Genomic DNA, 22,974 nt, shown 5'->3' with positions numbered 1-22,974 from the left:
GCTATTGCCCCAATTCCTTCGCCTCCTGATATTTCAACTCCAGAAAGCGGTTCTGCGTCGCCAGCTTGTCCAGATCGCCACTGGCCAGATTCTCGCTCATCCGCCCGATTTCCGCGTCGATCACGGCCAGCCCCTCGACCAGCTGCTTTTCCGGCACCCGGCCATTGCGTTCTTCCCGCCGCAACGGCTGCGGGATCGACTGATAGCCGGTCACCAGTTCGGGCAGATGGTCGGCCAGCAGCTTGCGCACCTCCAGCGCGGCAGGGTCCTGTGGTCCCAGCCGCTCCAGCTGCGGCGCCAATATCTCCAGCTTCACGCCGATACTGTCCACCAGCGTCACCGCCGGGGCTGGCAGTGCCTTGCGCTGATTTTCCAGCCAGATTTCTGTCTGGAGCGGCAGGGCGGTAAGCGGCGTTTCCGCCAGCGCGTCGGTCCGCACGCGGGTTTCCGTCGGCAGCAGGCCGATCAGCAGCAAAGCCGCGATCATCACCCCCAGCGCGATCATGATGCCGGTCGTCCCCAGCGGCACGACAAAGCCCGCGACCGCGCTGCCCAATATCACCGCCAGCACAGCCCAGAGGGCATATTTGACCTTGCGGATCAGCCCTGCATTACGCCGCTGCCGCGCCCGCGCGGTCAGGCTCTGCCCGCGCTCGCTATGACGCCGCAGCACCGCCTCGGCATCGGCCAGGACACGATCGGAACGGCTCATTGCTTAATGCCCCTAAACCGTTCGGGCTGAGCGAAGTCGAAGCCTTTGCCTGAGCGGAGGCGAAGGCACCTCGCTGCGCTCGGCCGACCCCTTCGACTTCGCTCAGGGCGAACGGATGATAAAGTGCTAATCACCCCTCGATCGCGCTCAGCAGGGGATTGTCCGCCCGCGCTTCCTTCGACGCCTGCGCCTGTCCTTCGGCCCGCGCGATATAGCCCTTGGACTTTTCGACCTCGTTCGACAGCGTGGTCACCGTGGTTTTCATATTCTCCAGCGCTTTCAGCTTGAAGCTGTCGATATTGTCCATCGTGTCGTAGATGTTCTGGAACGCGCGCTGCAACGTCTCGATCGGGATCGTGCTCGACGCGGCCTGCTCGTGAATCTGCGCGGTCTGGCTTTTCAGCAATTCGCCGGTCGAATCGATCATGTTCGCGGTCGTGGTGTTGAGCGCGGTGATCTGCTCCAGCACCAGCCTTTGCCCGACCAGCGCCTGCGCCACCGTCACCGCCGTGCGCAGCGCCGCGACCGTGGTGGTGGAGGCGCGGTCCACGCCCTTGACCAGCTCGACATTGTTCTTCTTCACCAGATCGAGCGCCAGATAACCTTGCACCGTTACTGCCATCTGGGTCAGCAAATCCTGCGTGCGCTGGCGAATGTAGAACAGCGCGCTCTCGCGGATCGCCTTCGCCTTGGTCGGGTCGGTCGAATCCAGCTCCAGCGCCTTGGCCTCCAGCCGCGCGTCCATCGTCTTGCTGATATGGATCATCTGTTCCAGACGACCCATCGTCGCCCACATATTCTGCCGCTCGACATCGATCGCGGCATTATCCTTGATCAGCGTGTCCTTGCCGCTTGCCAGCGATCCCAGGATGGAATTGATATGGCTCTGCGCGCTCTTATAGCCGTCGAAATAGTCGCGCATCTTGTTGCCGAAGGGGATGATCCCGAACAGCTTTTTGCGGCTGGTCAGGCTGCCGCGCTTGCCGGGGTCCAGATCCTCGACCATGCGGCGCAGTTCGGCCAGGTCCGCGCCGACCTTGCTGTCGCTGTCCATCGCCCGCACGGGCCGGTCGAGGAAGCGGTTGGAGTGGCCCGCTGCCTCGGCAATTTCCTTGCGCCCCATATTGGTCAGCTGATCGACCCGCGCGCCAAATGCCGGCGAATTGGCGTCCTGCGCCACCAGATCGTCGATGAAGGCATCGACCTTCTCGTCCAGCTTGGACTTTTTGCCTTCGTCGATCGGCACCAGCCCGGCGGCCCTCTCGGCGCTGACGACCGGCACCGGGTCGGGCGGGGTCAGGCTGAACGGATCGCCGGAGGATGTTGCGGTCGTGGTGGGCGCGGTGCTGGCCATGCTATCTCCTTGCGGCTGTTATATGCGACTATAACACTGCATCTTCAATGCGGAACAGGCCCGAAATATGGCGCGGCCCCGCGCCCGATGCAAATGGATCGGGACATCGGAACCAAAAAGCCAGGTCAGCGCTCCTTTGGTGCTTTGTCGCTCACGGCGATGGCCGGACGAAAAAATCCTGCGCGGCTATCATCGGTTAACGCGCTGATTTGGCACCATCTTGACGATCAAAACGTCAACATGACTGACAATATTCGTTCAGTTAATTATGGTTAATACAAATACAGTTATCATTAAAATTGATGGCATAGGACCATACTGCTAATATTCGAGTCGCCGACATACTGGCGGTGGTCGCTCCATAAAAAATCCAAAATCGTCATAACAGATTGATCTTCGCGTATATTCGTCGGGGAGGATAGGGTTTTGTCAGAATATGAAGATTTGAGAGAATGGTCCGCCATTCTTGAGAAGGATGTTCTTGTCCTCAACACGACGATGACATGTCCTTTGTCATGCGATTTCTGTTGTTATGGCTGTCATCCCGGTCGTAGCGAACGGATGCCGATCGACCAGGCGTTAAGCCTGATCGACCAGGCCGCGGCCATCGAGCATTTTTCATCGGTCGGCTTCACCGGCGGCGAACCCATGGTGCATCGCGACGATTTCCTGGCGATGATCGACCGTTGCGCGCTGCACGGCTTGCCCTTCACGGTGGCGAGTTCGGGCTACTGGGGCGAAAGCGGGGAGGAAGCACGGGATTTGGCGGCGCGCATGGCGGCGTGCGGCCTGCGCCGGATGAACATCAGTTGCGACCCGTCCCACGCCGAATTCGTCACGCCGGACGCGGTGACGCGGGCCGCCCATGCCTGCGCGGCACACGACATTCCGGTTTACATCGTCGGCACCTTTGACACGCCCGGCGGCACGTTGCGCGAATTCGTACCGGAATTGGTCGATGTCCCCAACGTCCATCTGATCGACAAGATCGTGGCCAAGACCGGCCGGGCAACCAAATGGGATGTCGATTATGCCGCGCTGACGGGGCCGAAGGTCAAAACCTGCTACCGGCGCGTCCATCATGACATTGTCATATTCTGGGATGGCAAGACCTATCCCTGCTGTTCGACCTTCAACCGGGCGACGCCGGGCCTGGTCATGGGCAATGCATTTACCGAGCCATTGGCGCTGATCCGCGCGCGAATCGAGGCGTCGCTTTTGCTGCGCGTGATCAAGCGGGAGGGATTTCCGCAATTTTACGACATCATCGAACGGCTCGATCCGGCGCTCCATGCCGACATGCCGAAGTTCGAGGATTATCCCGGTGCGTGCAGCACATGCCATGCGGTGCTTCGCAAACCGCAGATCGCCGCCCGCGTGCAGGCCGTGTTTGAAACCTACCGCACGCAGGAAATCATCAAAACAATGGACCGGGTCGAAGGGGTTTTGGGGAAGGAACGCGCTGCAGCCTTCTTCGGAAACATGCTCGAACACTGCAGCTGAACAGAGAGGAATATGGATATGGGTACGGCAAGAGCTACTCTGACGACCAAGTTGCAAGCCAGTCCTGCGGCGCGCGTGCGCTTCATGAACAGCTTTCTGGGTCTGCTCAAGGAACAGGGCGTCGATATTGACGATGCCACCGCGATCAAGGATCTGGGCCTGCATCTTGATCTGACGGACGGCAAGGCGTGGTTCGACGGCAGTGTTGCGTCGACGAACATCATCACCATCAATCATTGATCCGGCGCGGGAGCGGGACGGCCGCCCGCTCCCCGCATCACTTCCCCCAACGCCAAACCCCCAAGCCTTGCCGCGGCGCATCAATTCCTGTAGGGGCGCGCCCGAAGCCTCTGTGTGACCTCGTGTCGGCCAGGGGAGCCCATATCCCAAAGGCAAGACATGTCCCTGCGTAATATCGCGATCATCGCGCACGTCGATCACGGCAAAACCACCCTCGTCGATCAGCTTTTCCGCCAGTCCGGCACCTTCCGCGACAATCAGCGCGTCGAAGAGCGCGCGATGGACAGCAACGACCTTGAAAAAGAGCGCGGCATCACCATCCTGGCCAAGCCGACCTCGGTCGAGTGGGAAGGCACCCGCATCAACATCGTCGACACGCCCGGTCACGCCGACTTTGGTGGCGAAGTCGAGCGCATTCTCTCGATGGTCGATGGCGTCGTCCTGCTGGTCGATTCGTCGGAAGGCGCGATGCCGCAGACCAAGTTCGTGACCGGCAAGGCGCTGGCGCTGGGCCTGCGTCCCATCGTCGTCGTCAACAAGGTCGACCGTCCCGACGAGCGTATTCAGGAAGTGCTGGACGAAGTGTTCGACCTGTTCGTGTCGCTCGACGCGACCGACGAGCAGCTCGACTTCCCCGTCCTCTACGCGTCGGGCCGCAACGGCTATGCCAATGAAGATCCCACGCTGCGTTCGGGTACGTTGAAGCCGCTGTTCCAGAAGATCGTCGATCATGTGCCTGCGCCCGCCGTGGAAGTCGATGGCGTGCCTTTCACCTTCCTGGTAACGCTGCTTGATCGTGACAATTTCCTGGGTCGCATCCTCACCGGTCGCGTGACCAGCGGTTCGGTGAAGGTCAACCAGGCGATCCACGCGCTCGACATGGATGGCAAGGTCATCGAAACCGGCCGCGCGTCCAAGATCATGGCGTTCCATGGCCTCGATCGCGTGCCTGTCGATGAAGCCAAGGCTGGCGACATCATCTCACTCGCCGGTCTGGCGGTCGCGACCGTCGCCAACACCATCTGCGACACGTCGGTCACCGTGCCGATCCAGGCCCAGCCGATCGATCCGCCAACCCTCTCGATGCGCTTTGCCGTGAATGATTCGCCGATGGCTGGCCGCGAAGGCACCAAGGTGACGAGCCGCATGATCCGCGATCGTCTGGCCCGCGAAGCCGAATCGAACGTGGCCGTTAAGGTCACTGAAAGCGCCGACAAGGACAGCTTCGAAGTCGCCGGTCGCGGTGAGCTTCAGCTGGGTGTCCTCATCGAAACCATGCGCCGCGAAGGTTTCGAGCTGTCGATCAGCCGCCCGCGCGTGCTGTTCGGTGAGGATGAGGACGGCAACAAGACCGAGCCTTATGAAACCGTCATGATCGACGTCGATGATGAATTTTCCGGCACGGTTGTCGAAAAGATGAACCTGCGCAAGGCGGAAATGACCGACATGCGCCCGTCGGGCGGCGGCAAGACCCGCATCACCTTCTCCGCCCCCTCGCGCGGCCTGATCGGCTATCATGGCGAATTCCTGTCCGACACGCGCGGCACCGGCATCATGAACCGCCTGTTCGAGAAATATGGCCCCCACAAGGGCAAGATCGAAGGCCGCAAGAATGGCGTCCTGATCTCCAACGGCGCGGGCGAAGCCAATGCCTATGCGCTGGGTCCGCTCGAAGAACGCGGCATCCTGATGGTGGGCGTGGGCGAAGCGCTCTATGAAGGCATGATCATCGGCGAAAATGCCAAGCCCGACGATCTGGAAGTCAACCCCATGAAGTCCAAGGCGCTGACCAACTTCCGCGCCAGCGGCAAGGACGACGCCGTTCGCCTGACCCCGCCATGGAAGCTGACGCTGGAACAGGCCATCGCCTATATCGATGACGATGAACTGGTCGAAGTCACGCCCAAGACGATTCGTCTGCGCAAGCGTTACCTCGACCCGAACGAGCGCAAGCGCATGAGCCGCTCGAAAGCGGCCTAAAATAATTCCTCCCCAGGCTTGCCTGGGGAGGGGGACCGCCGACGTAGTCGGTGGTGGAGGGGCAGGGGCGTCACAACGCTCCCGCCCTTTTCCCATTCCAAGGACAGACCCATGGCCGACCTCTATCTCAAAGCCCTGACCTCCGAGCGTCGCGCCCTGTGGGCCGAATGTCGCCTCAAGGGGCTGGCCAAGGACACGGTCCAGCGCCAGCGCATCGTCGAGATCGACGCCCTGCTGGCCGCGCACAAGGCAAAACAGGACGGCAAGCCCACTGCCTGACCGTCGTGGCCGCTACCTACGTAACTACGTTGCATATCAACACCCTGTCGTGTCACTTTAGGACGCAACGCAAACCGAATCGCAACCTTGACGGTGTGATATGCGTTGGCTGGGCCTTTTTACGCCTTTGGTTCGTTCTTAGGCAAAGAGTCCATGCAGGAGGAGCGATGGAGTGGCGGATACCCTGCCAGCCTTGAGCGAGGGGGAAAAGCAGTGCCTGCGGCTGGTGTCGCAGGGCTTCAATTCCAAGGAAATCGCGCGGCAGCTCCACGTCTCGGAGCATACGGTGGATCAGCGCGTCCGCACCAGTTTGCGCAAGTTCGGCGTGCCGTCCCGCAAGGAAGCCGCGCGCCTGTTCGTTTCGTTCGATCAACCACAGGCCCAAAGTGGCACATATCAGCCTTTGATACATCAAACGCAGCGGCTTGCGTCCGATGCCTCTCCTGCGTCATCCATCGCTCAGCCGGATAGGCCGGATGAGCAGATGGAACGCAAAACGCTCCTGCGCCGCATCCTCGCCTTCGGCCCGCCGCTAGGGGGATCGATCAATGAACTGAGTTTCGATGGCCGCATATTGGCGATGATCCGCGCCGCCGTTCTGACCGGCGTTGGTGTCGTCACTCTGTTGCTGCTTATTGCCGGGGCTTTCAAGGCGCTGGCCTGATCCTTCCTACATTGCCACGCTGACAACGCACCGCCTGCATGGCGTCGTGCGAAGGAGATGACTTGTGCTTAATCTTGATCCCGCAAAGACCCAGGCCGTCGCCGATCAGACCAAGCAGGCTTTTGCCGCGCTGGACGTCGCGCTTGTCGACACCGCGCAGCTGACCACCGCCTTTCTCACCGCTGCCCAGGATTCCGGCCTCACCGCCGCTGAAAGCCAGCGCATCATCCTGCGCATCCATGAAAGCGCGACCAAGATTATCGAAGGGCGCAGCGACATGATCCGCGCGACAGCGCTGCTGACCCGCTGTATCGAACAGAGCCAACATGCCGTCACGGCCTTTGGATGCCCGTTGGGGATGGACGCGCCCGTGCAGGACGATGTGCAGCGCCACCTGACCCTGGTCGCCTGACCAGGTGGAGCCGTCGGCATTGGGTACACGTTTGATTTCTCCCCCCTCTCAACCGGTGATCAAATGCTGGCGGCTTCTTTTTGGCTTCTGATGCTTTTAACCTGCGCTTTTGCGCTGGCGTTTGGCGGGCGGGACGGGCGACGCTTCGTCGTCATCTCGGTGGCAGCGGTGCTGTTCACCATTCCCGCCCAACTCGCCGGATCGTGGCAGGCGACGCAATATTGGCTGATGACGGTCGATTTGTGCACTTTTGCCGCGATGCTGTGGTTGATGCTGCAAAGCCACCGTTACTGGCCGGTCTGGGTCTCCGCCTGCCAGCTGATGACGGTGCTGTCCCATGTGGCGACGCTGCTGCTCCAGAGTTTTTCCGACCGCATCTACGAAGGGCTGAACACGGTCTGGATCATTCCCCTGATGCTCTTCACCATCATTGGCATCGAACTTGATCGAAAGTCGCTCCATGACCGCGCATATCCCGCCTGAGAGCATTGTCCCCAGCCAGGAAGCGGCCGACCTCATCGTCGCGCTGCAACGCTGCCTCAGCAATGTTCATGCGCGGCAGGAGGATGCGGCGGTTCTGGATGGCGATGGCGGGGGTCAGCTCGCCACGCTCGCGCGTTATATCGAAGCGCGGCGGGCGCGTGCCACCCTGCTCGGCCAAAATCTGTTCAGCGATCCTGCCTGGGACATGCTGCTCCTCCTTTATCAGGCGGGGCTGGAGGGGCGGGCGCTGACGCTGGAGCAACTGAGCGAAAAATCGCGCCTGTCGATGAGTGTCATCGTCGGCCAGGTCGGTGTGCTGGAACGGCGCGGCCTGCTGGACGAGCATCAAACATCCCCCAACAGCCGCCGCCGTCGCGCGATCTGCCTCTCGCCGCTGGCGGTCGATGCCATGTCCTCCTGGTTCTCGCTCGCTTTTGTGGCAGACGCCTGAGCTTGCTGGTCAGCTCCGCGCGAACGCCGGGCGGGGCAGGCTGGCCAGCGTCACACTGCTCCCGGCCATCAGCGCGATGGTCAGCCACAAGAACGGGCCATAGCCCCCCGTCGCATCGAAGAGCGCCGATGCGCCCAGCGGCCCGGTCGCAGTGCCGACCGACAGCGCCATCAACAGCCCGCCATAAAGCCCGCCAAAGGTTTTGAGGCCGAAATGCTGGGTGGTCAGATAGACGATCACGTCCACTTCCGCGCCGAGGGTTAGCCCGACCATCGCCGCCGCTGCCGCCTGCGCCATCCAGCTGTCGCCGCCCGTCAGCAGCAACAGGCATCCGATCGCGGGCAGCAGGAACACGGTCGCCCCCACCAATGACGCGCGAAACCGGTCAAGCAGCAGCCCGGTCGCCAGCCGCCCGATGACGGAAAACAGCCCAACCAGCGCCGCCACCCCCGCCGCCGCCATCCGGTCCGCCCCCCGGTCGGTCAGGATCGGCACGAAATGCACCACCAGCGCGATGATCGTGAAGGTGAAGAGCAGGCTGGCCAGCAGCAGCCGGTGATAGATGGACGATCGCAACCCTTCGCCCAATGTCACCCCGGTCAGCACTGGACGCTCTGCCACCGCCGCCTTGCCGCGCCGGTCATGCGCGCCGCGAAAGAAGAGGAAGATCATCGGGAAGGCGATTCCCACCCAGATCGCCGCCTGGATCGGCGCGGCTGTTTGCCAGCCATATCGCCCGATCAGCCAGCTACCCAGCAATGGAAACAGCGCGGCGGCCAGCGATGCGCCGCACAGGGTCACGGCAAAGGCCAGCCCGCGCGACGCGGCAAAGCGGGTCGCCACCGCACTCGTCCACACCGTCGCCTGCACAGGCAGCGTCGCCAGCGCCAGCAGGCTCCACAGCATCAGCCATTGCGTCTTGTCGCCACTCGCCGTCCCCAGCATTGCAAAGGCGCCACAGGTCAGCAGTACGCCCACCAGCCCGAACAGCCGTGGCCCCTGCCGGTCGACCATCAGCCCGATCGGCACGGAAAACAGCGCCTGCACCAACGTCGCCAGCGTTAGGCCAATGGTGGTCTGCGTCCGCGACCAGCCGAAAGACTGGCTGATCGGCTCGATATAGGGGCCAAGCCCGTAAATATGGATGACGCTGGTGGCATAGCCCAGCCCCGCCGCGATCGGCAGCACCGGCGACCGCCGCCACTCCGCCCCGGCCGTCAAAGCCCCCGCCTGCGTCATCCCGCTCTCCTCACCCGATTCTGTCTTGCGCCCAGCCTAGCGCGTCCGATCAGAAAAGCGAGAGTATCTCATTTATATTGTGACAGTGACCGGGCATATCACGCATCCCTAAACTCAGACTCGCCATGCCCGCACGCCGCTCATATAGTCGCGCGTAACATCCTCCCCGTGAAAGCCCTTCATGCATCTTCTCATCGGTCTTGCGGGCATCTTGCTCATCCTTGCCATCGCCATTGCCCTGTCGTCCGATCGCCGCGCCATCCGGCTGCGGGTCGTGGGCGCGGCCTTCCTGTTGCAGGCGGGCATTGCCCTGCTGGTTCTCTATGTCCCCGCCGGGCGCGCGGTCATTGCGGGCATGTCGAAAGGCGTGTCCAATCTGCTCGGCTATGCGCAGGCGGGCACTAATTTCATCTTCGGACCCCTCGCCAGTCCTGAAATCGGCGGGGCCAGCTTTGCCATCGCCGCGCTGCCGGTCATCATCTTCTTCGCCAGCCTGGTGTCGATCCTCTATTATCTGGGGGTGATGCAGTTCATCGTCCGCTGGGTCGGCGGCGCGATCGAGGCGGTGACGGGCGTGTCGAAGGTCGAAAGCCTGTGCGCCGCTGCCAACATCTTCGTGGGGCAAAGCGAAAGCCCGCTCGTCATCCGCCCCTATCTGGCGGGTCTCACCCCGCCGCAGCTGTTCACCGTGATGACCAGTGGCATGGCCGGGGTCGCGGGCACCATCCTTGCCGCCTATGCCTCGATGGGGATCAAGATCGACTATCTCCTCGCCGCCAGCTTCATGGCTGCGCCCGGCGGGCTGCTGATGGCCAAGATCATGATGCCCGACACGCGCCTGCCGGTGCAGGGCGAATTGCCGCTGGGTGACGATCCCGACATTCACCTGCCCGAAGCGCGGATCAGCGGGGCGGGGCCAGCCGCGCTGTTGCCCGAAGGCACGCCGGGCGAACCCATGCCGGTCGCCAGCCATGACGAGGAAAAGCCTGCCAACCTGATCATGGCCGCCGCGCAAGGCGCGCAGACCGGCGTGAAGCTCGCCGTCGCGGTCGGCGCGATGGTGCTGGCCTTCGTCGCGCTGGTGGCGCTGGCGAACGGCATATTGGGCGGCATCGGCGGCGTGTTCGGTTATCCCACGCTCAGCTTCCAGCAACTGCTGGGCTATGTCTTTTCGCCGGTCATGTATCTGCTCAACATCCCATGGGAAGAAGCGCAGGTCGCAGGCGGCCTGTTCGGCACCAAGGTCGTGCTGAATGAATTTGTTGCCTATATCAATCTGGGGCAGGTGCAGGGGACGCTATCCCCCGCCAGCATCGCCATCGTCACCTTCGCGCTATGTGGCTTCGCCAATTTCAGCTCGATCGCGATCCAGATGGCGGTGACCGGCAACCTCGCCCCCAACCAGCGCCCGATGATCGCCAAGCTCGGCCTCAAGGCACTGGTCGCCGGCAGCCTCGCCAACCTCATGAGCGCCGCGCTGGCCGGCCTGATGCTCAGCCTGCGCTGACGCATTGCGCGGAAAAACACAGCGCCCAACCACCTCTCCACCGTCCAATACGGCCACGTAACGAGACTCTATCCCTCTCCCCGCAAATCCATTATGGTTAAACCCATGGGGGCAAACAGACTTTTCGCGGCTGCGCTGGCGGTCACGCTGGGATCGGCTACGGCCATGGCGCAGGCGCCAAAGCCGGGAGGGCTAGAGACCTATAAGGACTGGACCATCGGCTGCGACAATCGCAACCGGTGCGAGGCGGTCGCGTTGCTCCCCGAAGGCGGCGACCTGCCCGACATTCCACTGATGATTGGCATCGCCCGCGCCGCAGGACCCGATGCCCAGGCCGAAGTCTGGATCAGCCGCGAGGGCAAGGGCCAGGCCGACATCACCCTGTCCGTCGATGGCCGCAAGATCGCTAGCGCTATCGCCCGCGACGGCGAAGCGACGATCCGGGGACCGCAGGCCTCGGCCCTCGCCATCGCCATGGCGCGCGGCTCCACCATGGACGTGCGCGCGGGCGCGAAACCGCTTGGCCGCCCCTCGCTCGCCGGTGCAGGCGCGGCGCTGCGCTATATGGACGCGCGGCAGGGCCGGGCCGGCACCACCACTGCTTTGGTCGCGACCGGCGCGCTTGGCGCGACAGCGGTAAAGCCCGCGCCCGTCGTCCCCACCATTCGCCGCGCCCTCATCCCTGCCGGTCCCGCGCCCGCCGCCCTGTGGCGCGAGGAACTGACCGCGCTCAGCAAATATACCGGCTGCACCGACGACATGCGCAGCGATCAGACCCCGGACCTGCAACGCCTGTCCAAGACCGAAACGCTCATCCTCGTTCCCTGTGGATCGGGCGCCTATAATTTCTCGTCCGTGCCGGTCATCGCCACAGGCGTTCCGGGGCGCCGCGCCTTCCGCTTCGCCGCCTTCGACTATAAGCCCGGCTGGAGCGAGGAAGCGGGCCACCCGATGCTCGTCAATGTCGGCTGGACCCCGGAAAAATCCCGGCTGGACAGTTTCGCCAAGGGGAGGGGGCTGGGCGATTGCGGCGGCAGCGAAGCCTATGTCTGGGATGGCCAGCGCTTCCGCCTGATCGAAGCGACCAGCATGGGCGAATGTCGCGGCGCCTGGCACTGGATCACCACCTGGACCGCCCGCGTCGTCGAATAGCCTCTCCTCACACCATCTGCACCGCCGCCGCAGCCCGACAAATCCGGTCGCGTCCCGATTGCTTGGCCTCATAGAGCGCCGTGTCCGCCGCAGCGATCGCGCCATCCACCGCGTCCCCGGCCCAGCGGCACACCCCGGCGGAAAAGCTGATCGGGCGACCATGAATCCGGCCGATCGGTTCCTGCCGCATCTGGCTGGCGATCCGCGCCAGCGACCAGCAGGCTTCATCCTCCGCCGCGCCATGGAAGAAGATCACAAACTCCTCGCCACCCCAGCGTGCGACCTTGTCGACGCGGCGCAACTGCGCGGACAGGCGATCGGCGAAGGCGGCCAGCACCCGGTCGCCCTCATCATGGCCCAGCTGATCGTTCACCTGCTTGAAATGGTCGATGTCGATGATGGCGACACACCCCCGGCGCTGGTCCTTGGACAGGGCATCGATCTGCGCCAGAAAGCCGCGCCGGTTGGCAATGCCGGTCAGCGGATCTTCATGCGCTGCGACCTGCAGGTCGTCGATCTGCGCGCGCGCTGTGCTGGCGGCGCGATGCACCCCGGCATAGAGCGTCTGGATCACATCGCCCATTTCAGGCGGCGCGGTCTCCGCCTTGCGGTTCAGCGTTTCCGCCAGCGCATGAATGGGATTGAGCAGCGCGCCGATGCCAATGAGGGCGATTGCCGTGCCGAAGAGCGTCATCAGCGTCAGCAGGATAAATTCGGTCAGCGCGATCCGCCCGGTCGCCAGCCCCCAACTGCTATAGCCCAGCAGCGGCAAATGGGTGGCAATGAAGCAGAGCGTAAAAAGACGCAGGCGCAGCGAACGCGGGAAGATGAAAGATGTCGCGAGATAGAAATGCATGGACAGCCCCGTAATTGCGAATGGACCGCAAAGTCGGTGGGCGGGCTAAACGGATTCCAAAGAAACAGGGTTAATTTTGCCAAGCGGGACGAGCCGTGCCGTAGCTGAGTCAGATGGCGGCGCGATCAGCGCGACGCACCCGGCACCCATTTGACATCGCCCGCGCCATTATCATTCACCCGCCGCGCCAGCACGAACAGCAGGTCGGACAGCCGGTTGAGATAGGCCAATGCCTGCGGGTTGAGCGCAACCTCGACCGCCGCTGCCGTCGCGCTGCGTTCCGCCCGCCGCGTGATCGCCCGCGCCAGATGAATGGCAGCAGCGGCAGGTGATCCACCGGGCAGGATGAAGCTGTCGAGCGGGGCGAGATCGGCATTCATCGCATCGATCTGATCCTCCAGCCGCTTCACCTGGGTTGCTATGATCCGCAGCGCCCATGGCTCGTCCGCCCCATCGGGGATCGGCGTCGCGAGATCCGCGCCCAGATCGAACAGATCATTCTGGATCGTCGTCAGCCACGCGGCTTCGGGCCTATTACCCATCGCGATGATGGCCAGGCCGATGGCACTGTTCGCTTCATCGACATCGCCCACCGCCTGCATCCGCGGCGCGTGCTTGGGCAGGCGCGATCCATCGACAAGACCGGTCGTCCCCGCGTCCCCGGTGCGGGTGTAGATCTTGTTCAGCTTGACCATCGGGTCAGCTATTACCCTTGGCGAGCAGCATGATGGCAACGATGATGATCGCACCGGCCTGAAACAGCACGCGGTTCAGCATCATCTTGTTTTGCTTCAGCCGCGAGGGGCCGGGACCGCTGCCTTCAGGTGCGTTCAGTTCTTCCTTCGTGACCTGAAGGAAGCTGATGATGCCACGGATCAGCGCAAACAGGGTTGCGGCCATGGCAAGGACGAGGGCGATGACAAGGACCGTATTCATAATATGGTTCTAGGCGCTTGCCAGCCTGATGCCAACCGGAAAGCGCCTGTCCCTTAGGTCAGCGACCAGCGCCGCCGGGTCCATGCCCTGCGCCCGCAAATCCGCCAGCGCAATCGACCCGCTCCGCTTGGCCAGCCGCTTGCCATCCGCGTCCACCAGCAACGGGTGATGGATATAGGCAGGGGAGGGGAGACCCAGCAGCGCCTGCAACAACCGATGCACATCGGTTGCGCCCAGCAGATCGTCGCCGCGCAACACATGGCTCACCCCCATCGCCGCATCGTCCAGCGTGCAGGACAGATGATAACTCGCCGGCGCATCCTTGCGCGCCAGCACCACATCGCCATGGAGGAGAGGATGGGCGTGATTTAGCCCCTCCCCTTCAGGTTCAAACGAGGCACGCGACTCGTTTGAAGGGTTGGGGTGGGGGCTATCGTCTTGGCAAAGCGCCTGGGGTAAGCCCCCATCCCCGTCCCCTCCCCTGAAGGGGAAGGGTGATGCCCGCCATTCCACCATCCCAACCCGCGCCACCGCCTGCCCCATATCGATCCGCCATGCATGAGCCGCCCCCGCGCTGATCCGCCTTACCCGTTCCGCCTCGCTCAACCCCCGGCACGTACCCGGATACACCGCCCCATCCGGCCCATGCGGCGCGCTGGCGCTGGCGGCAATATCGGCCCGCGTGCAGAAACAGGGATAAAGCAGCCCCATGCCGCGCAACCGCGCCAGCGCCGCGTCATACTGCGCCAGTCGCTGCGACTGGAACACGACCTCGCCGTCCCAGCCCATCCCCAGCCAGGCCAAATCCTCCATGATACCCGCAACATGCTCCGCCCGGCTGCGGGTGCCGTCAATATCCTCGATCCGCAGCCGGAATGCGCCGCCCGCCGCCCGCGCCATGTCATGCGCCAGCAGCGCCGACCAGGCGTGGCCGACATGCAGCCGCCCGGTGGGGCTGGGGGCAAAGCGGGTCACCATATGCTGTGGTGCGACGGATGATGTCATACAGGCTCTTGACGGGCGATATTGGTTGATGCTGTCATGCGGATGTCATGTTGCTGATGGATCAGCAGCGTCGGCAAGGGGGTAGAGGCTTTCTATGTACCATCCCGACCTTATACGGCACCCGGAGAATTGTCCGGCACTGGTTTTGAACGCTGATTACACGCCGCTCAGCTATTATCCGCTGAGCCTGTGGCCGTGGCAGACCGCGATCAAGGCGGTCTTTCTCGACCGGGTCGATATCATCGCCTCCTATGCGCGGCAGGTGCATAGCCCCAGCCTGGACATGAAAATCCCCTCGGTCATCGCGCTCAAACATTATGTGAAGCCGTCCGAACATCCCGCTTTCACCCGCTTCAACCTGTTCCTGCGCGACAAGTTCAGCTGCCAATATTGCGGCAGCACCAGCGACCTGACCTTCGACCATGTCGTCCCGCGCCGCGCCGGTGGCCGCACCACATGGGAAAATGTCGCGACGGCCTGTTCCCCCTGCAACCTCAAAAAGGGCGGGCGCACCCCCAAGCAGGCGGGGATGCAGCTCCACGTCCAGCCGATCCGCCCGACCAGCTGGCATTTGCAGGAACATGGCCGCGCTTTCCCGCCCGGCTATCTGCACGAAAGCTGGCACGACTGGCTTTATTGGGACGTCGAGTTGCTGGCGTGAGGCTGGCGCTGGCGCTGCTGCTTCTGACGCCTGCACCCCTCGCCGCGCAGGAGGATCATTCCGGCCTGACCCGCGCCAAATATGTCCGCAACTGCCTGATGTGCCATAGCGCCGCCGCGCCGGAGGGGGTGTCACCCGCCATCCTGACTGGCCTCTATCCCAAACCCGGCCTTCAGCCCGCCGCCGCCATGCCCGGCCTCACCTGCTGGCGTCGCTGCACCCGCTGCTTCGCGCCGGAACCAGCGAACGCGCGCAAATAGCCCTCACCCAACCGGCAACCAGTCCAGATCCATATCCTTGTGCCGGTTGGTATAATGGCCGATTTCTTCCAGCCGCGCCATCTGGTGCAGGGTAATCCGCCCGTTGGAGCGGCTGATCAACCCTTCCTGCTCCATCTGGCGGATCATGCGGTTCACATGCACCGATGTCAGGCCGATCGAATCGCCAATCTCTTCCTGCGTCAGCTTCAGGTCGAAACTGTCGATGACGCCGTCGTCGGTCACCCGCAGCCGGTCGAACATATCGAGCAGGAAGGACGCCACCCGCGCCTTGGCTGATGTGCGACCCAGCGACGCCAGCCGGTCGGTCATCGCCACCCGCTCCGCATTGGACAGCAGGAACAGCAAAGCCGCAACGCGCGGATATTCCTCCAGCAATCGCCGCAGCGCGTGCTTGTCGAACGGGCACACCACCACATCGGTCAGCGCGACCAGCGATTCGGGCGCCTTGCTGTAAATGGTGCTGGCCGACCCGATAAAGTCGCCGGGGAAATAGACGCGCAGGATTTGGCGGCTGCCATCGGGCAGGATGACAAAGCTCATCACCCGGCCTTCGCGCAGCACAAACAATTCGGTCACGGTATCATTGACCCGCTGGATCATTGCGCCACGCTTTACCTTGCGTGGATTTTCTTCCAGCCGAGCAAGGGCCGACTTTTCCGCGTCGGACAGCGGCACATGCTTGGCCAGCCTTTCTGCGAAACAACTTGTTGCCACCAATAAACCTCTTAAAAATTCTCGTTACGATGGCAAAACGCCCCACGCGCCTTTTGGCTGCATTTTGGTTGGCCGCACTAAACTCGATCAAGATCACAGCATTTGTTTCGGCTGTTACAATCCGGCGCGACAAATCGCCCGCTGCCCGCCTTGCACGGCGCGCGTTTGCCGCTATTAACCCTGACCAATGGACCGCATCATCATCCGCGGCGGCAAAGCGCTCAATGGCCGCCTTCCCATCTCCGGCGCGAAAAATGCAGCGTTGACGCTGCTGCCCTGCGCCTTGCTGACTGACGAGCCGGTGACGCTGCGCAACCTGCCGCGCCTCGCCGACGTCGACAGTTTCGGTCATCTGCTCAACCAGCTGGGCGTATCGACCATGATCGAGGGGGCAAGGCCGGAGGATTTCGGCCGGGTCATGACGATGCGGGCCGGGCGCGTCACCTCGACCGAAGCCCCCTATGACATCGTGCGCAAGATGCGCGCGTCGATTCTGGTGCTTGGCCCCTTGCTGGCCCGCGCGGGCGAAGCGCGGGTGTCGCTGCCGGGCGGCTGCGCCATCGGCAATCGCCCGATCGACCTGCATTTGAAGGCGCTCGAAGCCTTTGGCGCGATTATCGAGATCGCCGCAGGCTATGTCCGCGCCAGCCTGCCTGATGGCGGCCTGCCCGGTGGCATCTACACCTTCCCGGTGGTCTCGGTCGGCGCGACCGAAAATGCGCTGATGGCCGCAGTTCTGGCCAAGGGCACCTGCATCCTGGAAAATGCCGCGCGCGAACCCGAAATCGTCGATCTCTGCCGCCTGTTGCAGGCCATGGGCGCGGACATTGAAGGCGTCGGCACCGACAAGCTCATCATCCACGGTCGTGAGCGGCTCCACGGCGCGACCTATCGCGTCATGCCCGACCGGATCGAAGCGGGCAGCTATGCCTGCGCTGCGGCCATCACCGGCGGGTCGCTCGACCTGATCGGCGCCAATGGCGAAGATATGCACGCGATCATCGCCGCGCTGCGCGACGCTGGCGTGCAGGTCGACGTCCACAAGGATGGCATCCGCGTCTCCTCCGACGGCAAATTGAAGCCGCTGACCCTCTCGACCGCGCCTTTCCCGGCCTTCCCGACCGATATGCAGGCGCAATTCATGGCGATGCTGACCATGGCGGACGGCGCATCGGTGCTGACCGAAACCATCTTCGAAAATCGCTACATGCATGTGCCTGAATTGGCGCGCATGGGTGCGGACATCGCCGTCAACGGCCGCACCGCCGTCGTGCGCGGCGTTGACAAGCTGGTCGGCGCGCCGGTGATGGCGACCGACCTGCGCGCCTCGATGAGCCTCATCCTGGCCGGCCTGGCTGCCGAAGGCGAAACCCAGGTCAATCGCGTCTATCATCTCGATCGCGGTTATGAACGGCTGGAGGAAAAACTCTCCGCCGTTGGTGCCGATATCGAGCGGGCCAGCGATGGCTGACGGTATCGGTCTGGAAACGGATCGCAGGGCGCTCCTGGCGCTCTATGATCTGGATGCCGGCGGTTTTCGTCATCTGGACGAGATTACCGCTTTCGCCTCCACCCTGTGCGATGCACCCATTGCGCTTGTCAGCATTGTGGAAGAGGCGCGCCAGCGCTTCCTCGCCCGCACTGGCCTTGACGCTGAAGAGACCCCGCGCGACGTGTCCTTCTGTGCGCTGGCGATGCTGGGGGACGATATTTTCGTTGTGCCCGATGCGGTCAATGATCCGCGCTTTGCCGACAACCCCCTGGTCACCGGCCCGCCACATATCCGATTCTATGCAGGCGCGCCGCTGGTCGATGGCGCGGGCGTGCCACTGGGCGCGCTATGTGTCATCGATACGCAGCCGCGCGCCGATCTGACCCCGATACAGCGGCAGGGGCTGACCCTGCTGGCGCGGCAGGTGATGGTCGAACTGGAGGGGCGTCGCCGCGATCGCGACGTCATCGCCCGCCAACGTCAAGACGCCGCTGCCATTGCCGACAGCGACCGCATGTTCCGCACGCTGGCCGACACTATGCCGCAAATGGTCTGGTCGACCCTGCCCGACGGCTATCATGATTATTATAACGCGCGCTGGTATGAATATACCGGTGTCCCGGAAGGATCGACTGATGGCGAAGGATGGAACGATATGTTTCATCCCGACGATCAGGAGCGCGCCTGGGGCCGCTGGCGCAACTCGCTGGAAACAGGCGAGCCTTATGAGATTGAATATCGCCTGCGCCACCATAGCGGGGATTATCGCTGGACGCTGGGCCGCGCCCTGCCGATCCGCGACGGCGCCGGCAATATCCTTCGCTGGATCGGCACCTGCACCGAAATTCACGAACAGAAATTGATGATGGAAGAGCGCGAGATGATCGCGCACGAACTATCCCACCGGATCAAGAATATCTTTTCAGTGATCGCAGGCCTCATCGGCCTGTCGGCGCGCCAGCACCCGGAAATCAGCGACGTCGCGGACGATCTGCGCGATCGCATCCTGGCGCTGGGCCGCGCCCATGATTTCGTGCGGCCCCACAGCGCGGAATCCGCGCCGCAGGTCGGCCACGGGCAGGGACTGCTCTGGGGCATATTGGAACAGATTTTCGCGCCCTATAAAGCGCAGGACGGCTCGCGCATTGCGCTGTCGGGCGACAATGTTGCGATTGACGATCGCTCGGCGACTCCGCTGGCCTTGCTGTTCCACGAGCTTGCGACCAATGCCGCCAAATATGGCGCGCTATCGACGCCGGAGGGCAGGATTGCCCTTCATATCACCCGCGAAGGCCCGGACGTCCGTATCGACTGGCGTGAACAGGGCGGTCCTGTGGTGCAGACCGCCCATTCCGATGGCTTTGGCAGCCGTCTCATCACGCTCAGCGTAGAGCGGCAACTGGGCGGGCGTATCGTGCGGGACTGGTCCGCCGACGGACTGAAACTCAGCCTCTGGATTCCAGCCCGCTCGATGAGCCGGACGGCAGGAAAGGAATAAAGCCCGCAATATCGGCGGCGTGCAATTCAGGTTCATCCTCCGCCGCCAATTGTAGCGCGGCGGAAATGCTCTGCGCGCGAAATGGCTTGGTGATGACACCCAGCGCCGCGACCGAAGCCGCGCCAATCTGCGAAGGGTTGGCAGTGACATAGATGACGCGAATGCCATAGCGTCTGGCGAGTTCCATGCCGATTGTCGGCCCGGTCGGCCCATCGCGCAGGTTCAGGTCGACCAGCGCAATGTCGCAGGATTCGGCGCACGCCAGCGCAGCCTCGCGGTCAGCGGCAATCGCGCTGACGTCGAATCCCGTCTCCTCGACAATCTGTTCAATTTCCAGAGCGACGAAAATCTCGTCCTCCACTATCAATACTTTCTTACTCATCCTTGGGGCCTGTATGATTCAGGACAAGAAATGCCCCGCTGCCCGCACGGTTCCCGTGACCGCATAAGAATCCTTGGTCGATAGACCAAAATGCAGGGTCAATCCTGCACGCTGCTCCACACAGTCTCGAAATTGGTGGCGTCCTTCATCAACAGGACGGACGCAGGATAGCCGCCTTCGCTGGCCTTGCGCGCCGTGTCCGTCGCGCTCTCGATTGCCGCCGCTTGCGTGTCAAACGGGCCATAATAGCTGTTGTTCAAATTGATCTTCCACACGCCCTCGTGGGCCAGGACGATGTAGCGGGCGTGGGGGAGTGTAGCGGTCATGGTCATAGAACCTCTGTGTTATAATGGTGCCACGCCATGATGGCCACGGCCCCGCGATGCGGACGCCAGGCTTCGGCGAGTTGGCGGGTCATTTTTTCGCTCGGTCGTTCGGGCAGGCCCAATATCCGGCCAACCTCGATCTGCACCGCCAGATCGCCCGCCGGCCAGATGTCGGGCCGCCCTTCGGCGAACAGCAGATAGATTTCCGCAGACCAGCGGCCAATCCCCTTGATCTGGATGAGCTGCGCAATCGCTTCCTCATCATCGGCGGGCAGGGCGTTCAGGTCCAGCGCGCCGCTCAGCACCATTTCGGCCAGGCTGCGGGCATAGCCCTGTTTCTGGCGCGACAGACCGCAGGCGCGCAGCGCGTCATAGTCTCGGCTCAGCAGCGCGTCGGGCGCGCAGCCCGCGCCCAGTTCCGCCTCCAGCTTGCGCCACACCGCCGCCGCCGCCGCGACGCTGACCTGCTGGCCCACGATCGTGCGCAGCAGCGTTTCATAACCCGGCTCCCGCAGGCGCGGCTCAGGATAGCCGACACGGCCCAGCGCCGCGCCAAATCCCGGCTCGATTGCGGCGATGGCGTCCAGGCTGTTGCGCAATGTATCTGTGGTGGTGACCATAAGTTGTTTCCATCCGCCCTTGATTTCCCGACGTCTGTCCGTCAGAGCGGCGAAGAAAATTCTAGGGGACTGGATAGATGCCGAAACTGATCGTGGTCAACCGTGCGGGCGAAGAACAGGCTGTCGATGGCGACAATGGCCTGTCGGTGATGGAAGTCATCCGCGACAACGGCTTTGACGAGCTGCTCGCCCTGTGCGGCGGCTGCTGCTCCTGCGCCACCTGCCATATCTATGTCGACCCGGCCTTCGCCGATTCGCTTCCCGCGATGACCGAGGACGAAAACGACCTGCTCGACAGCTCCGACCATCGCAACAACACCAGCCGCCTGTCCTGCCAGGTCGTGCTGAACGACGCGCTGGACGGCCTGCGCGTCACCATCGCGCCGGAAGATTGATGCTATATTGATCTAGGCCGCACCGGCCCGCACCTCCACCCGGCCTCCCGTTCAGGATATACTGTGGGAGGCCGGGTGGAGGTGCGGGCCGGTGCGGCTCCGTTCAGCGAATCTGAACCAAAATTCAACGCTGCAATCGCAGCGTGGCGGCGGGCTCCTCACTCGTCAGCGGCGTAACCCGCCAGACGATGCGCTTGCCATTGGTGCCAGGCTGCGCGCCTTCCTCCTGATTCTGGCTGACAATCTCCGCGTCGGTCGTCAGCGTGAAGCTGCCGTTCAGCGCCTTGGCAGCGTCCTCGCCCGGCCCGCCCGCGCCCAGTGTCGGCCCCTGACTCTTGTCGAACCCATTGGCAAAGCCCGGCGCTTTCACCCGTACCCGCTCGTCCCCGCGCAATTCCACCGCGACGAAGGGCAACACGATCTGCGCGTCGATGTTGAAGGGAAACAGGAAGGCATGGGTCAGCCGTCCGCTGATCGCATAGTCGATATCGAACTTGCGCTTTCCCAAATAACGCGCTGATCTAAAACCTTTTTCTTTCGTTAAGGCGTCAGCGATCGCGCGCATTTGCACGTCGTTACCATTGTCGGCTTCGCCGTCGAACGTCTCCTGCGCAATCTGCAACAGCTGCGCCGGCGCCGCTTCGCCATCCTCGCTTGCCGGTTCAGGGATGCCCATCGCCCCCTTGCCGCTGTCCGATGCGATGATCTCGCCCTTATAGGCAAAGCTGAAACTGCGGTCGGCCCGAATGTCGAGCGAGGACTCAAACTTGCCCGGCGTCACCAGGCAAGCCGACAGCGCCATCACCCCCGGCAGGGCCAGCACCCAACGCAACAGACATGTCATGGCGACGTCCCCCGACTAGCCGCCCGGTCGGCTGCCTACCGGCTGGCGGCGGCGTACAGGGCGATGGCCGCGGCGTTGGACACATTCAGGCTCTCCATCCGCGGACTGATCGGCAGTTTAGCCAAAATGTCGCAATGCGCCATGCTGTTGTGACGCAGCCCTTCGCCTTCGGCCCCCAGCACCAGCGCGACCCGCGATTCGCCGATCGCGTCTCCCAGATTGGTATCGGCCTCGCCATCCAGCCCGATCCGCCAATAACCCGCCTCAGCAATTTCGTCCAAGGCCCGCGACAGGTTGACCACCCGCACCCATGGCATGATTTCCAGCGCGCCCGATGCCGCGCGCGCCAACACGCCTGATTCGGGCGGGGCGTGCCGGTCCTGCGTGACGATGCACAGCGCATCGAACGCGGCGGCCGACCGCAGGATAGCGCCGACATTATGCGGGTCGGTCACCTGATCCAGCACCAGGATCGGCCGCTTGTCATCGCGCCCTTCGTCCAGAATATCGCCCAGCCAGACATCGTCCAGCGGCTCGACTTCGGCGACGATGCCCTGATGCGGGGCATCGGACGGGACCATCCGGCCCATATCGGCCACATCGGCATAGACGATCGGCAGCACCGGCGGCAGCTCCAGCGCGCCCAGCGCTTCGCGGGTGCCCCATATCTTGCGCACGATGCGGTTGGGATTGGCCAGCGCCGCAATGACGGCGTGGCGACCATAGAAGCGCGGGAACGCGCCCTTGGGCTTGGCGGGACGATGACCTCTTTTCATGGAAGCGCTCTTTTCACATCCGACCATTGACAGGCAAGCCTCCTTTCGCCATTGAGCCGCCTCCAGCGCGGGAAAGAAGCTTTTTCTTGACCGCGAAGGGTATGGACAGGTGGCCGAGTGGTTAAAGGCAGCAGACTGTAAATCTGCCGGGCTACGCCCTACGTTGGTTCGAACCCAACCCTGTCCACCACCCTCTTAAAAGGGTCGGGCGG

The 22,974-nt window shown here is 63.1% G+C and carries 28 protein-coding genes and 1 tRNA gene; 16 read left to right on the top strand and 13 right to left on the bottom strand.

Features of this window, described 5'->3' with window-relative positions; all coding sequences use genetic code 11:
- Position 1: 1 nt before the first annotated feature.
- Both Q0D44_RS04455 and Q0D44_RS04450 read right to left on the bottom strand, forming a co-directional pair.
- On the bottom strand, positions 2 to 712 hold the full coding sequence (locus Q0D44_RS04455) for a hypothetical protein (protein WP_294132975.1): 711 nt from the start codon (positions 710 to 712) through the stop codon (positions 2 to 4).
- A gap of 130 nt (positions 713 to 842) precedes the next feature.
- Positions 843 to 2,066, bottom strand: a complete 1,224-nt coding sequence (locus tag Q0D44_RS04450) for a toxic anion resistance protein (protein WP_294132972.1) — start codon at positions 2,064 to 2,066, stop codon at positions 843 to 845.
- 498 nt (positions 2,067 to 2,564) lie between these two features.
- Between Q0D44_RS04450 and Q0D44_RS04445 the strand changes: the two genes are divergently transcribed.
- The 8 genes from Q0D44_RS04445 to Q0D44_RS04410 all read left to right on the top strand — a co-directional run bounded on the left by Q0D44_RS04445 (position 2,565) and on the right by Q0D44_RS04410 (position 8,078).
- A complete protein-coding gene (locus Q0D44_RS04445) occupies positions 2,565 to 3,569 on the top strand; it encodes a radical SAM/SPASM domain-containing protein (protein WP_294132971.1) in 1,005 nt (334 codons plus the stop codon).
- A gap of 12 nt (positions 3,570 to 3,581) precedes the next feature.
- Positions 3,582 to 3,809 (top strand): hypothetical protein, encoded by a 228-nt coding sequence (locus Q0D44_RS04440; protein ID WP_294132970.1) that lies wholly within the window; start codon positions 3,582 to 3,584, stop codon positions 3,807 to 3,809.
- 159 nt (positions 3,810 to 3,968) lie between these two features.
- The gene (gene typA / locus Q0D44_RS04435) at positions 3,969 to 5,789 is read left to right on the top strand and encodes a translational GTPase TypA (RefSeq protein WP_294132968.1); all 1,821 of its coding nucleotides are present in this window, start codon (positions 3,969 to 3,971) and stop codon (positions 5,787 to 5,789) included.
- A 111-nt stretch (positions 5,790 to 5,900) separates the two neighbouring features.
- Positions 5,901 to 6,068, top strand: coding sequence for a hypothetical protein (locus tag Q0D44_RS04430; protein WP_294132965.1), 168 nt, complete (start codon positions 5,901 to 5,903; stop codon positions 6,066 to 6,068).
- 172 nt (positions 6,069 to 6,240) lie between these two features.
- Positions 6,241 to 6,732: a helix-turn-helix transcriptional regulator gene (locus Q0D44_RS04425; protein ID WP_294132963.1), complete on the top strand. Its 492-nt coding sequence runs from the start codon at positions 6,241 to 6,243 to the stop codon at positions 6,730 to 6,732.
- A gap of 64 nt (positions 6,733 to 6,796) precedes the next feature.
- Positions 6,797 to 7,144: a hypothetical protein gene (locus Q0D44_RS04420; RefSeq protein ID WP_119744786.1), complete on the top strand. Its 348-nt coding sequence runs from the start codon at positions 6,797 to 6,799 to the stop codon at positions 7,142 to 7,144.
- 90 nt (positions 7,145 to 7,234) lie between these two features.
- Positions 7,235 to 7,627 carry a hypothetical protein gene (locus tag Q0D44_RS04415; protein ID WP_294132959.1) on the top strand — a complete coding sequence of 131 codons (393 nt, stop codon included), beginning with the start codon at positions 7,235 to 7,237 and terminating at the stop codon, positions 7,625 to 7,627.
- Positions 7,605 to 8,078: an ArsR family transcriptional regulator gene (locus Q0D44_RS04410; protein WP_294132954.1), complete on the top strand. Its 474-nt coding sequence runs from the start codon at positions 7,605 to 7,607 to the stop codon at positions 8,076 to 8,078. The genes Q0D44_RS04415 and Q0D44_RS04410 overlap by 23 nt, the downstream gene beginning before the upstream one ends.
- A gap of 9 nt (positions 8,079 to 8,087) precedes the next feature.
- On the opposite strand, the gene Q0D44_RS04405 is transcribed toward Q0D44_RS04410, so the two are convergent.
- Positions 8,088 to 9,317, bottom strand: a complete 1,230-nt coding sequence (locus Q0D44_RS04405; RefSeq protein ID WP_294132951.1) for an MFS transporter — start codon at positions 9,315 to 9,317, stop codon at positions 8,088 to 8,090.
- A 181-nt stretch (positions 9,318 to 9,498) separates the two neighbouring features.
- Here Q0D44_RS04405 and Q0D44_RS04400 point away from each other — a divergent pair, with 181 nt between their 5' ends.
- Complete coding sequence (locus Q0D44_RS04400) at positions 9,499 to 10,824, top strand: NupC/NupG family nucleoside CNT transporter (RefSeq protein ID WP_294132948.1); 1,326 nt, start codon at positions 9,499 to 9,501, stop codon at positions 10,822 to 10,824.
- Between the two features lie 105 nt (positions 10,825 to 10,929).
- On the top strand, positions 10,930 to 11,976 hold the full coding sequence (locus Q0D44_RS04395) for a DUF1176 domain-containing protein (protein ID WP_294132945.1): 1,047 nt from the start codon (positions 10,930 to 10,932) through the stop codon (positions 11,974 to 11,976).
- Positions 11,977 to 11,983: 7 nt separating this feature from the next.
- Here the strand turns inward: Q0D44_RS04395 and Q0D44_RS04390 are convergent, their stop codons facing one another.
- The 4 genes from Q0D44_RS04390 to gluQRS form a co-directional block, all read right to left on the bottom strand.
- Positions 11,984 to 12,832, bottom strand: coding sequence for a GGDEF domain-containing protein (locus Q0D44_RS04390; RefSeq protein ID WP_294132943.1), 849 nt, complete (start codon positions 12,830 to 12,832; stop codon positions 11,984 to 11,986).
- 125 nt (positions 12,833 to 12,957) lie between these two features.
- On the bottom strand, positions 12,958 to 13,527 hold the full coding sequence (locus tag Q0D44_RS04385) for a cob(I)yrinic acid a,c-diamide adenosyltransferase (RefSeq protein WP_294132942.1): 570 nt from the start codon (positions 13,525 to 13,527) through the stop codon (positions 12,958 to 12,960).
- Positions 13,528 to 13,531: 4 nt separating this feature from the next.
- Complete coding sequence (locus tag Q0D44_RS04380) at positions 13,532 to 13,768, bottom strand: twin transmembrane helix small protein (RefSeq protein WP_294132939.1); 237 nt, start codon at positions 13,766 to 13,768, stop codon at positions 13,532 to 13,534.
- A gap of 9 nt (positions 13,769 to 13,777) precedes the next feature.
- A complete protein-coding gene (gene gluQRS / locus Q0D44_RS04375; protein WP_294132936.1) occupies positions 13,778 to 14,773 on the bottom strand; it encodes a tRNA glutamyl-Q(34) synthetase GluQRS in 996 nt (331 codons plus the stop codon).
- A gap of 94 nt (positions 14,774 to 14,867) precedes the next feature.
- Between gluQRS and Q0D44_RS04370 the strand changes: the two genes are divergently transcribed.
- Together Q0D44_RS04370 and Q0D44_RS04365 are read left to right on the top strand one after the other, a co-directional pair.
- Entirely contained in the window at positions 14,868 to 15,434 is a 567-nt protein-coding gene (locus Q0D44_RS04370) for an HNH endonuclease (RefSeq protein WP_119744765.1), read from the top strand.
- Positions 15,431 to 15,694, top strand: a complete 264-nt coding sequence (locus Q0D44_RS04365; RefSeq protein WP_294132925.1) for a hypothetical protein — start codon at positions 15,431 to 15,433, stop codon at positions 15,692 to 15,694. The genes Q0D44_RS04370 and Q0D44_RS04365 overlap by 4 nt, the downstream gene beginning before the upstream one ends.
- 3 nt (positions 15,695 to 15,697) lie before the next feature.
- Here Q0D44_RS04365 and Q0D44_RS04360 read toward each other — a convergent pair whose 3' ends face one another.
- Positions 15,698 to 16,432, bottom strand: coding sequence for a Crp/Fnr family transcriptional regulator (locus tag Q0D44_RS04360; RefSeq protein WP_294132924.1), 735 nt, complete (start codon positions 16,430 to 16,432; stop codon positions 15,698 to 15,700).
- Between the two features lie 184 nt (positions 16,433 to 16,616).
- On the opposite strand from Q0D44_RS04360, the gene murA reads away from it, so the two are divergent.
- Both murA and Q0D44_RS04350 read left to right on the top strand, forming a co-directional pair.
- Complete coding sequence (gene murA, locus Q0D44_RS04355) at positions 16,617 to 17,900, top strand: UDP-N-acetylglucosamine 1-carboxyvinyltransferase (protein ID WP_294132922.1); 1,284 nt, start codon at positions 16,617 to 16,619, stop codon at positions 17,898 to 17,900.
- Positions 17,893 to 19,419, top strand: a complete 1,527-nt coding sequence (locus tag Q0D44_RS04350; protein WP_294132918.1) for a PAS domain-containing protein — start codon at positions 17,893 to 17,895, stop codon at positions 19,417 to 19,419. The genes murA and Q0D44_RS04350 overlap by 8 nt, the downstream gene beginning before the upstream one ends.
- Here the strand turns inward: Q0D44_RS04350 and Q0D44_RS04345 are convergent.
- The 3 genes from Q0D44_RS04345 to Q0D44_RS04335 all read right to left on the bottom strand — a co-directional run bounded on the left by Q0D44_RS04345 (position 19,367) and on the right by Q0D44_RS04335 (position 20,747).
- Positions 19,367 to 19,801 carry a response regulator gene (locus Q0D44_RS04345; protein ID WP_294132915.1) on the bottom strand — a complete coding sequence of 145 codons (435 nt, stop codon included), beginning with the start codon at positions 19,799 to 19,801 and terminating at the stop codon, positions 19,367 to 19,369. The genes Q0D44_RS04350 and Q0D44_RS04345 overlap by 53 nt on opposite strands.
- A 98-nt stretch (positions 19,802 to 19,899) precedes the next feature.
- Positions 19,900 to 20,127 carry a DUF2188 domain-containing protein gene (locus Q0D44_RS04340; RefSeq protein ID WP_294132912.1) on the bottom strand — a complete coding sequence of 76 codons (228 nt, stop codon included), beginning with the start codon at positions 20,125 to 20,127 and terminating at the stop codon, positions 19,900 to 19,902.
- 2 nt (positions 20,128 to 20,129) lie between these two features.
- Positions 20,130 to 20,747, bottom strand: coding sequence for a DNA-3-methyladenine glycosylase 2 family protein (locus tag Q0D44_RS04335; RefSeq protein WP_294132910.1), 618 nt, complete (start codon positions 20,745 to 20,747; stop codon positions 20,130 to 20,132).
- A 77-nt stretch (positions 20,748 to 20,824) separates the two neighbouring features.
- Here Q0D44_RS04335 and Q0D44_RS04330 point away from each other — a divergent pair, with 77 nt between their 5' ends.
- Positions 20,825 to 21,142: a 2Fe-2S iron-sulfur cluster-binding protein gene (locus tag Q0D44_RS04330; RefSeq protein WP_294132907.1), complete on the top strand. Its 318-nt coding sequence runs from the start codon at positions 20,825 to 20,827 to the stop codon at positions 21,140 to 21,142.
- A gap of 124 nt (positions 21,143 to 21,266) precedes the next feature.
- On the opposite strand, the gene Q0D44_RS04325 is transcribed toward Q0D44_RS04330, so the two are convergent.
- A complete protein-coding gene (locus tag Q0D44_RS04325; RefSeq protein WP_294132905.1) occupies positions 21,267 to 21,986 on the bottom strand; it encodes a hypothetical protein in 720 nt (239 codons plus the stop codon).
- Between the two features lie 35 nt (positions 21,987 to 22,021).
- The gene (locus Q0D44_RS04320) at positions 22,022 to 22,762 is read right to left on the bottom strand and encodes an RNA methyltransferase (RefSeq protein ID WP_037490038.1); all 741 of its coding nucleotides are present in this window, start codon (positions 22,760 to 22,762) and stop codon (positions 22,022 to 22,024) included.
- 103 nt (positions 22,763 to 22,865) lie between these two features.
- Here Q0D44_RS04320 and Q0D44_RS04315 point away from each other — a divergent pair.
- A tRNA-Tyr gene (locus Q0D44_RS04315) sits at positions 22,866 to 22,952 on the top strand.
- The last annotated feature ends 22 nt before the right edge of the window (positions 22,953 to 22,974 follow it).

Source organism: Sphingobium sp. (assembly GCA_023266575.1).
In the GTDB taxonomy this organism is placed as follows: domain Bacteria; phylum Pseudomonadota; class Alphaproteobacteria; order Sphingomonadales; family Sphingomonadaceae; genus Sphingobium.
Note: the sequence above shows the minus strand (reverse complement) of the source record. Positions and strands in the feature narration are given on the sequence as shown.

Bases quoted from the DNA above. Each gene is read 5' to 3' on its own strand.
- Q0D44_RS04455 (WP_294132975.1), bottom strand. From the start codon at position 712: ATGAGCCGTTCCGATCGTGTCCTGGCCGATGCCGAGGCGGTGCTGCGG.
- Q0D44_RS04450 (WP_294132972.1), bottom strand. From the start codon at position 2,066: ATGGCCAGCACCGCGCCCACCACGACCGCAACATCCTCCGGCGATCCG.
- Q0D44_RS04445 (WP_294132971.1), top strand. From the start codon at position 2,565: ATGACATGTCCTTTGTCATGCGATTTCTGTTGTTATGGCTGTCATCCC.
- Q0D44_RS04440 (WP_294132970.1), top strand. From the start codon at position 3,582: ATGGATATGGGTACGGCAAGAGCTACTCTGACGACCAAGTTGCAAGCC.
- typA (WP_294132968.1), top strand. From the start codon at position 3,969: ATGTCCCTGCGTAATATCGCGATCATCGCGCACGTCGATCACGGCAAA.
- Q0D44_RS04430 (WP_294132965.1), top strand. From the start codon at position 5,901: ATGGCCGACCTCTATCTCAAAGCCCTGACCTCCGAGCGTCGCGCCCTG.
- Q0D44_RS04415 (WP_294132959.1), top strand. From the start codon at position 7,235: ATGCTTTTAACCTGCGCTTTTGCGCTGGCGTTTGGCGGGCGGGACGGG.
- Q0D44_RS04410 (WP_294132954.1), top strand. From the start codon at position 7,605: ATGACCGCGCATATCCCGCCTGAGAGCATTGTCCCCAGCCAGGAAGCG.
- Q0D44_RS04405 (WP_294132951.1), bottom strand. From the start codon at position 9,317: ATGACGCAGGCGGGGGCTTTGACGGCCGGGGCGGAGTGGCGGCGGTCG.
- Q0D44_RS04400 (WP_294132948.1), top strand. From the start codon at position 9,499: ATGCATCTTCTCATCGGTCTTGCGGGCATCTTGCTCATCCTTGCCATC.
- Q0D44_RS04395 (WP_294132945.1), top strand. From the start codon at position 10,930: ATGGGGGCAAACAGACTTTTCGCGGCTGCGCTGGCGGTCACGCTGGGA.
- Q0D44_RS04390 (WP_294132943.1), bottom strand. From the start codon at position 12,832: ATGCATTTCTATCTCGCGACATCTTTCATCTTCCCGCGTTCGCTGCGC.
- Q0D44_RS04385 (WP_294132942.1), bottom strand. From the start codon at position 13,527: ATGGTCAAGCTGAACAAGATCTACACCCGCACCGGGGACGCGGGGACG.
- Q0D44_RS04380 (WP_294132939.1), bottom strand. From the start codon at position 13,768: ATGAATACGGTCCTTGTCATCGCCCTCGTCCTTGCCATGGCCGCAACC.
- gluQRS (WP_294132936.1), bottom strand. From the start codon at position 14,773: ATGACATCATCCGTCGCACCACAGCATATGGTGACCCGCTTTGCCCCC.
- Q0D44_RS04370 (WP_119744765.1), top strand. From the start codon at position 14,868: ATGTACCATCCCGACCTTATACGGCACCCGGAGAATTGTCCGGCACTG.
- murA (WP_294132922.1), top strand. From the start codon at position 16,617: ATGGACCGCATCATCATCCGCGGCGGCAAAGCGCTCAATGGCCGCCTT.
- Q0D44_RS04350 (WP_294132918.1), top strand. From the start codon at position 17,893: ATGGCTGACGGTATCGGTCTGGAAACGGATCGCAGGGCGCTCCTGGCG.
- Q0D44_RS04345 (WP_294132915.1), bottom strand. From the start codon at position 19,801: ATGAGTAAGAAAGTATTGATAGTGGAGGACGAGATTTTCGTCGCTCTG.
- Q0D44_RS04340 (WP_294132912.1), bottom strand. From the start codon at position 20,127: ATGACCGCTACACTCCCCCACGCCCGCTACATCGTCCTGGCCCACGAG.
- Q0D44_RS04335 (WP_294132910.1), bottom strand. From the start codon at position 20,747: ATGGTCACCACCACAGATACATTGCGCAACAGCCTGGACGCCATCGCC.
- Q0D44_RS04330 (WP_294132907.1), top strand. From the start codon at position 20,825: ATGCCGAAACTGATCGTGGTCAACCGTGCGGGCGAAGAACAGGCTGTC.
- Q0D44_RS04325 (WP_294132905.1), bottom strand. From the start codon at position 21,986: ATGACATGTCTGTTGCGTTGGGTGCTGGCCCTGCCGGGGGTGATGGCG.
- Q0D44_RS04320 (WP_037490038.1), bottom strand. From the start codon at position 22,762: ATGAAAAGAGGTCATCGTCCCGCCAAGCCCAAGGGCGCGTTCCCGCGC.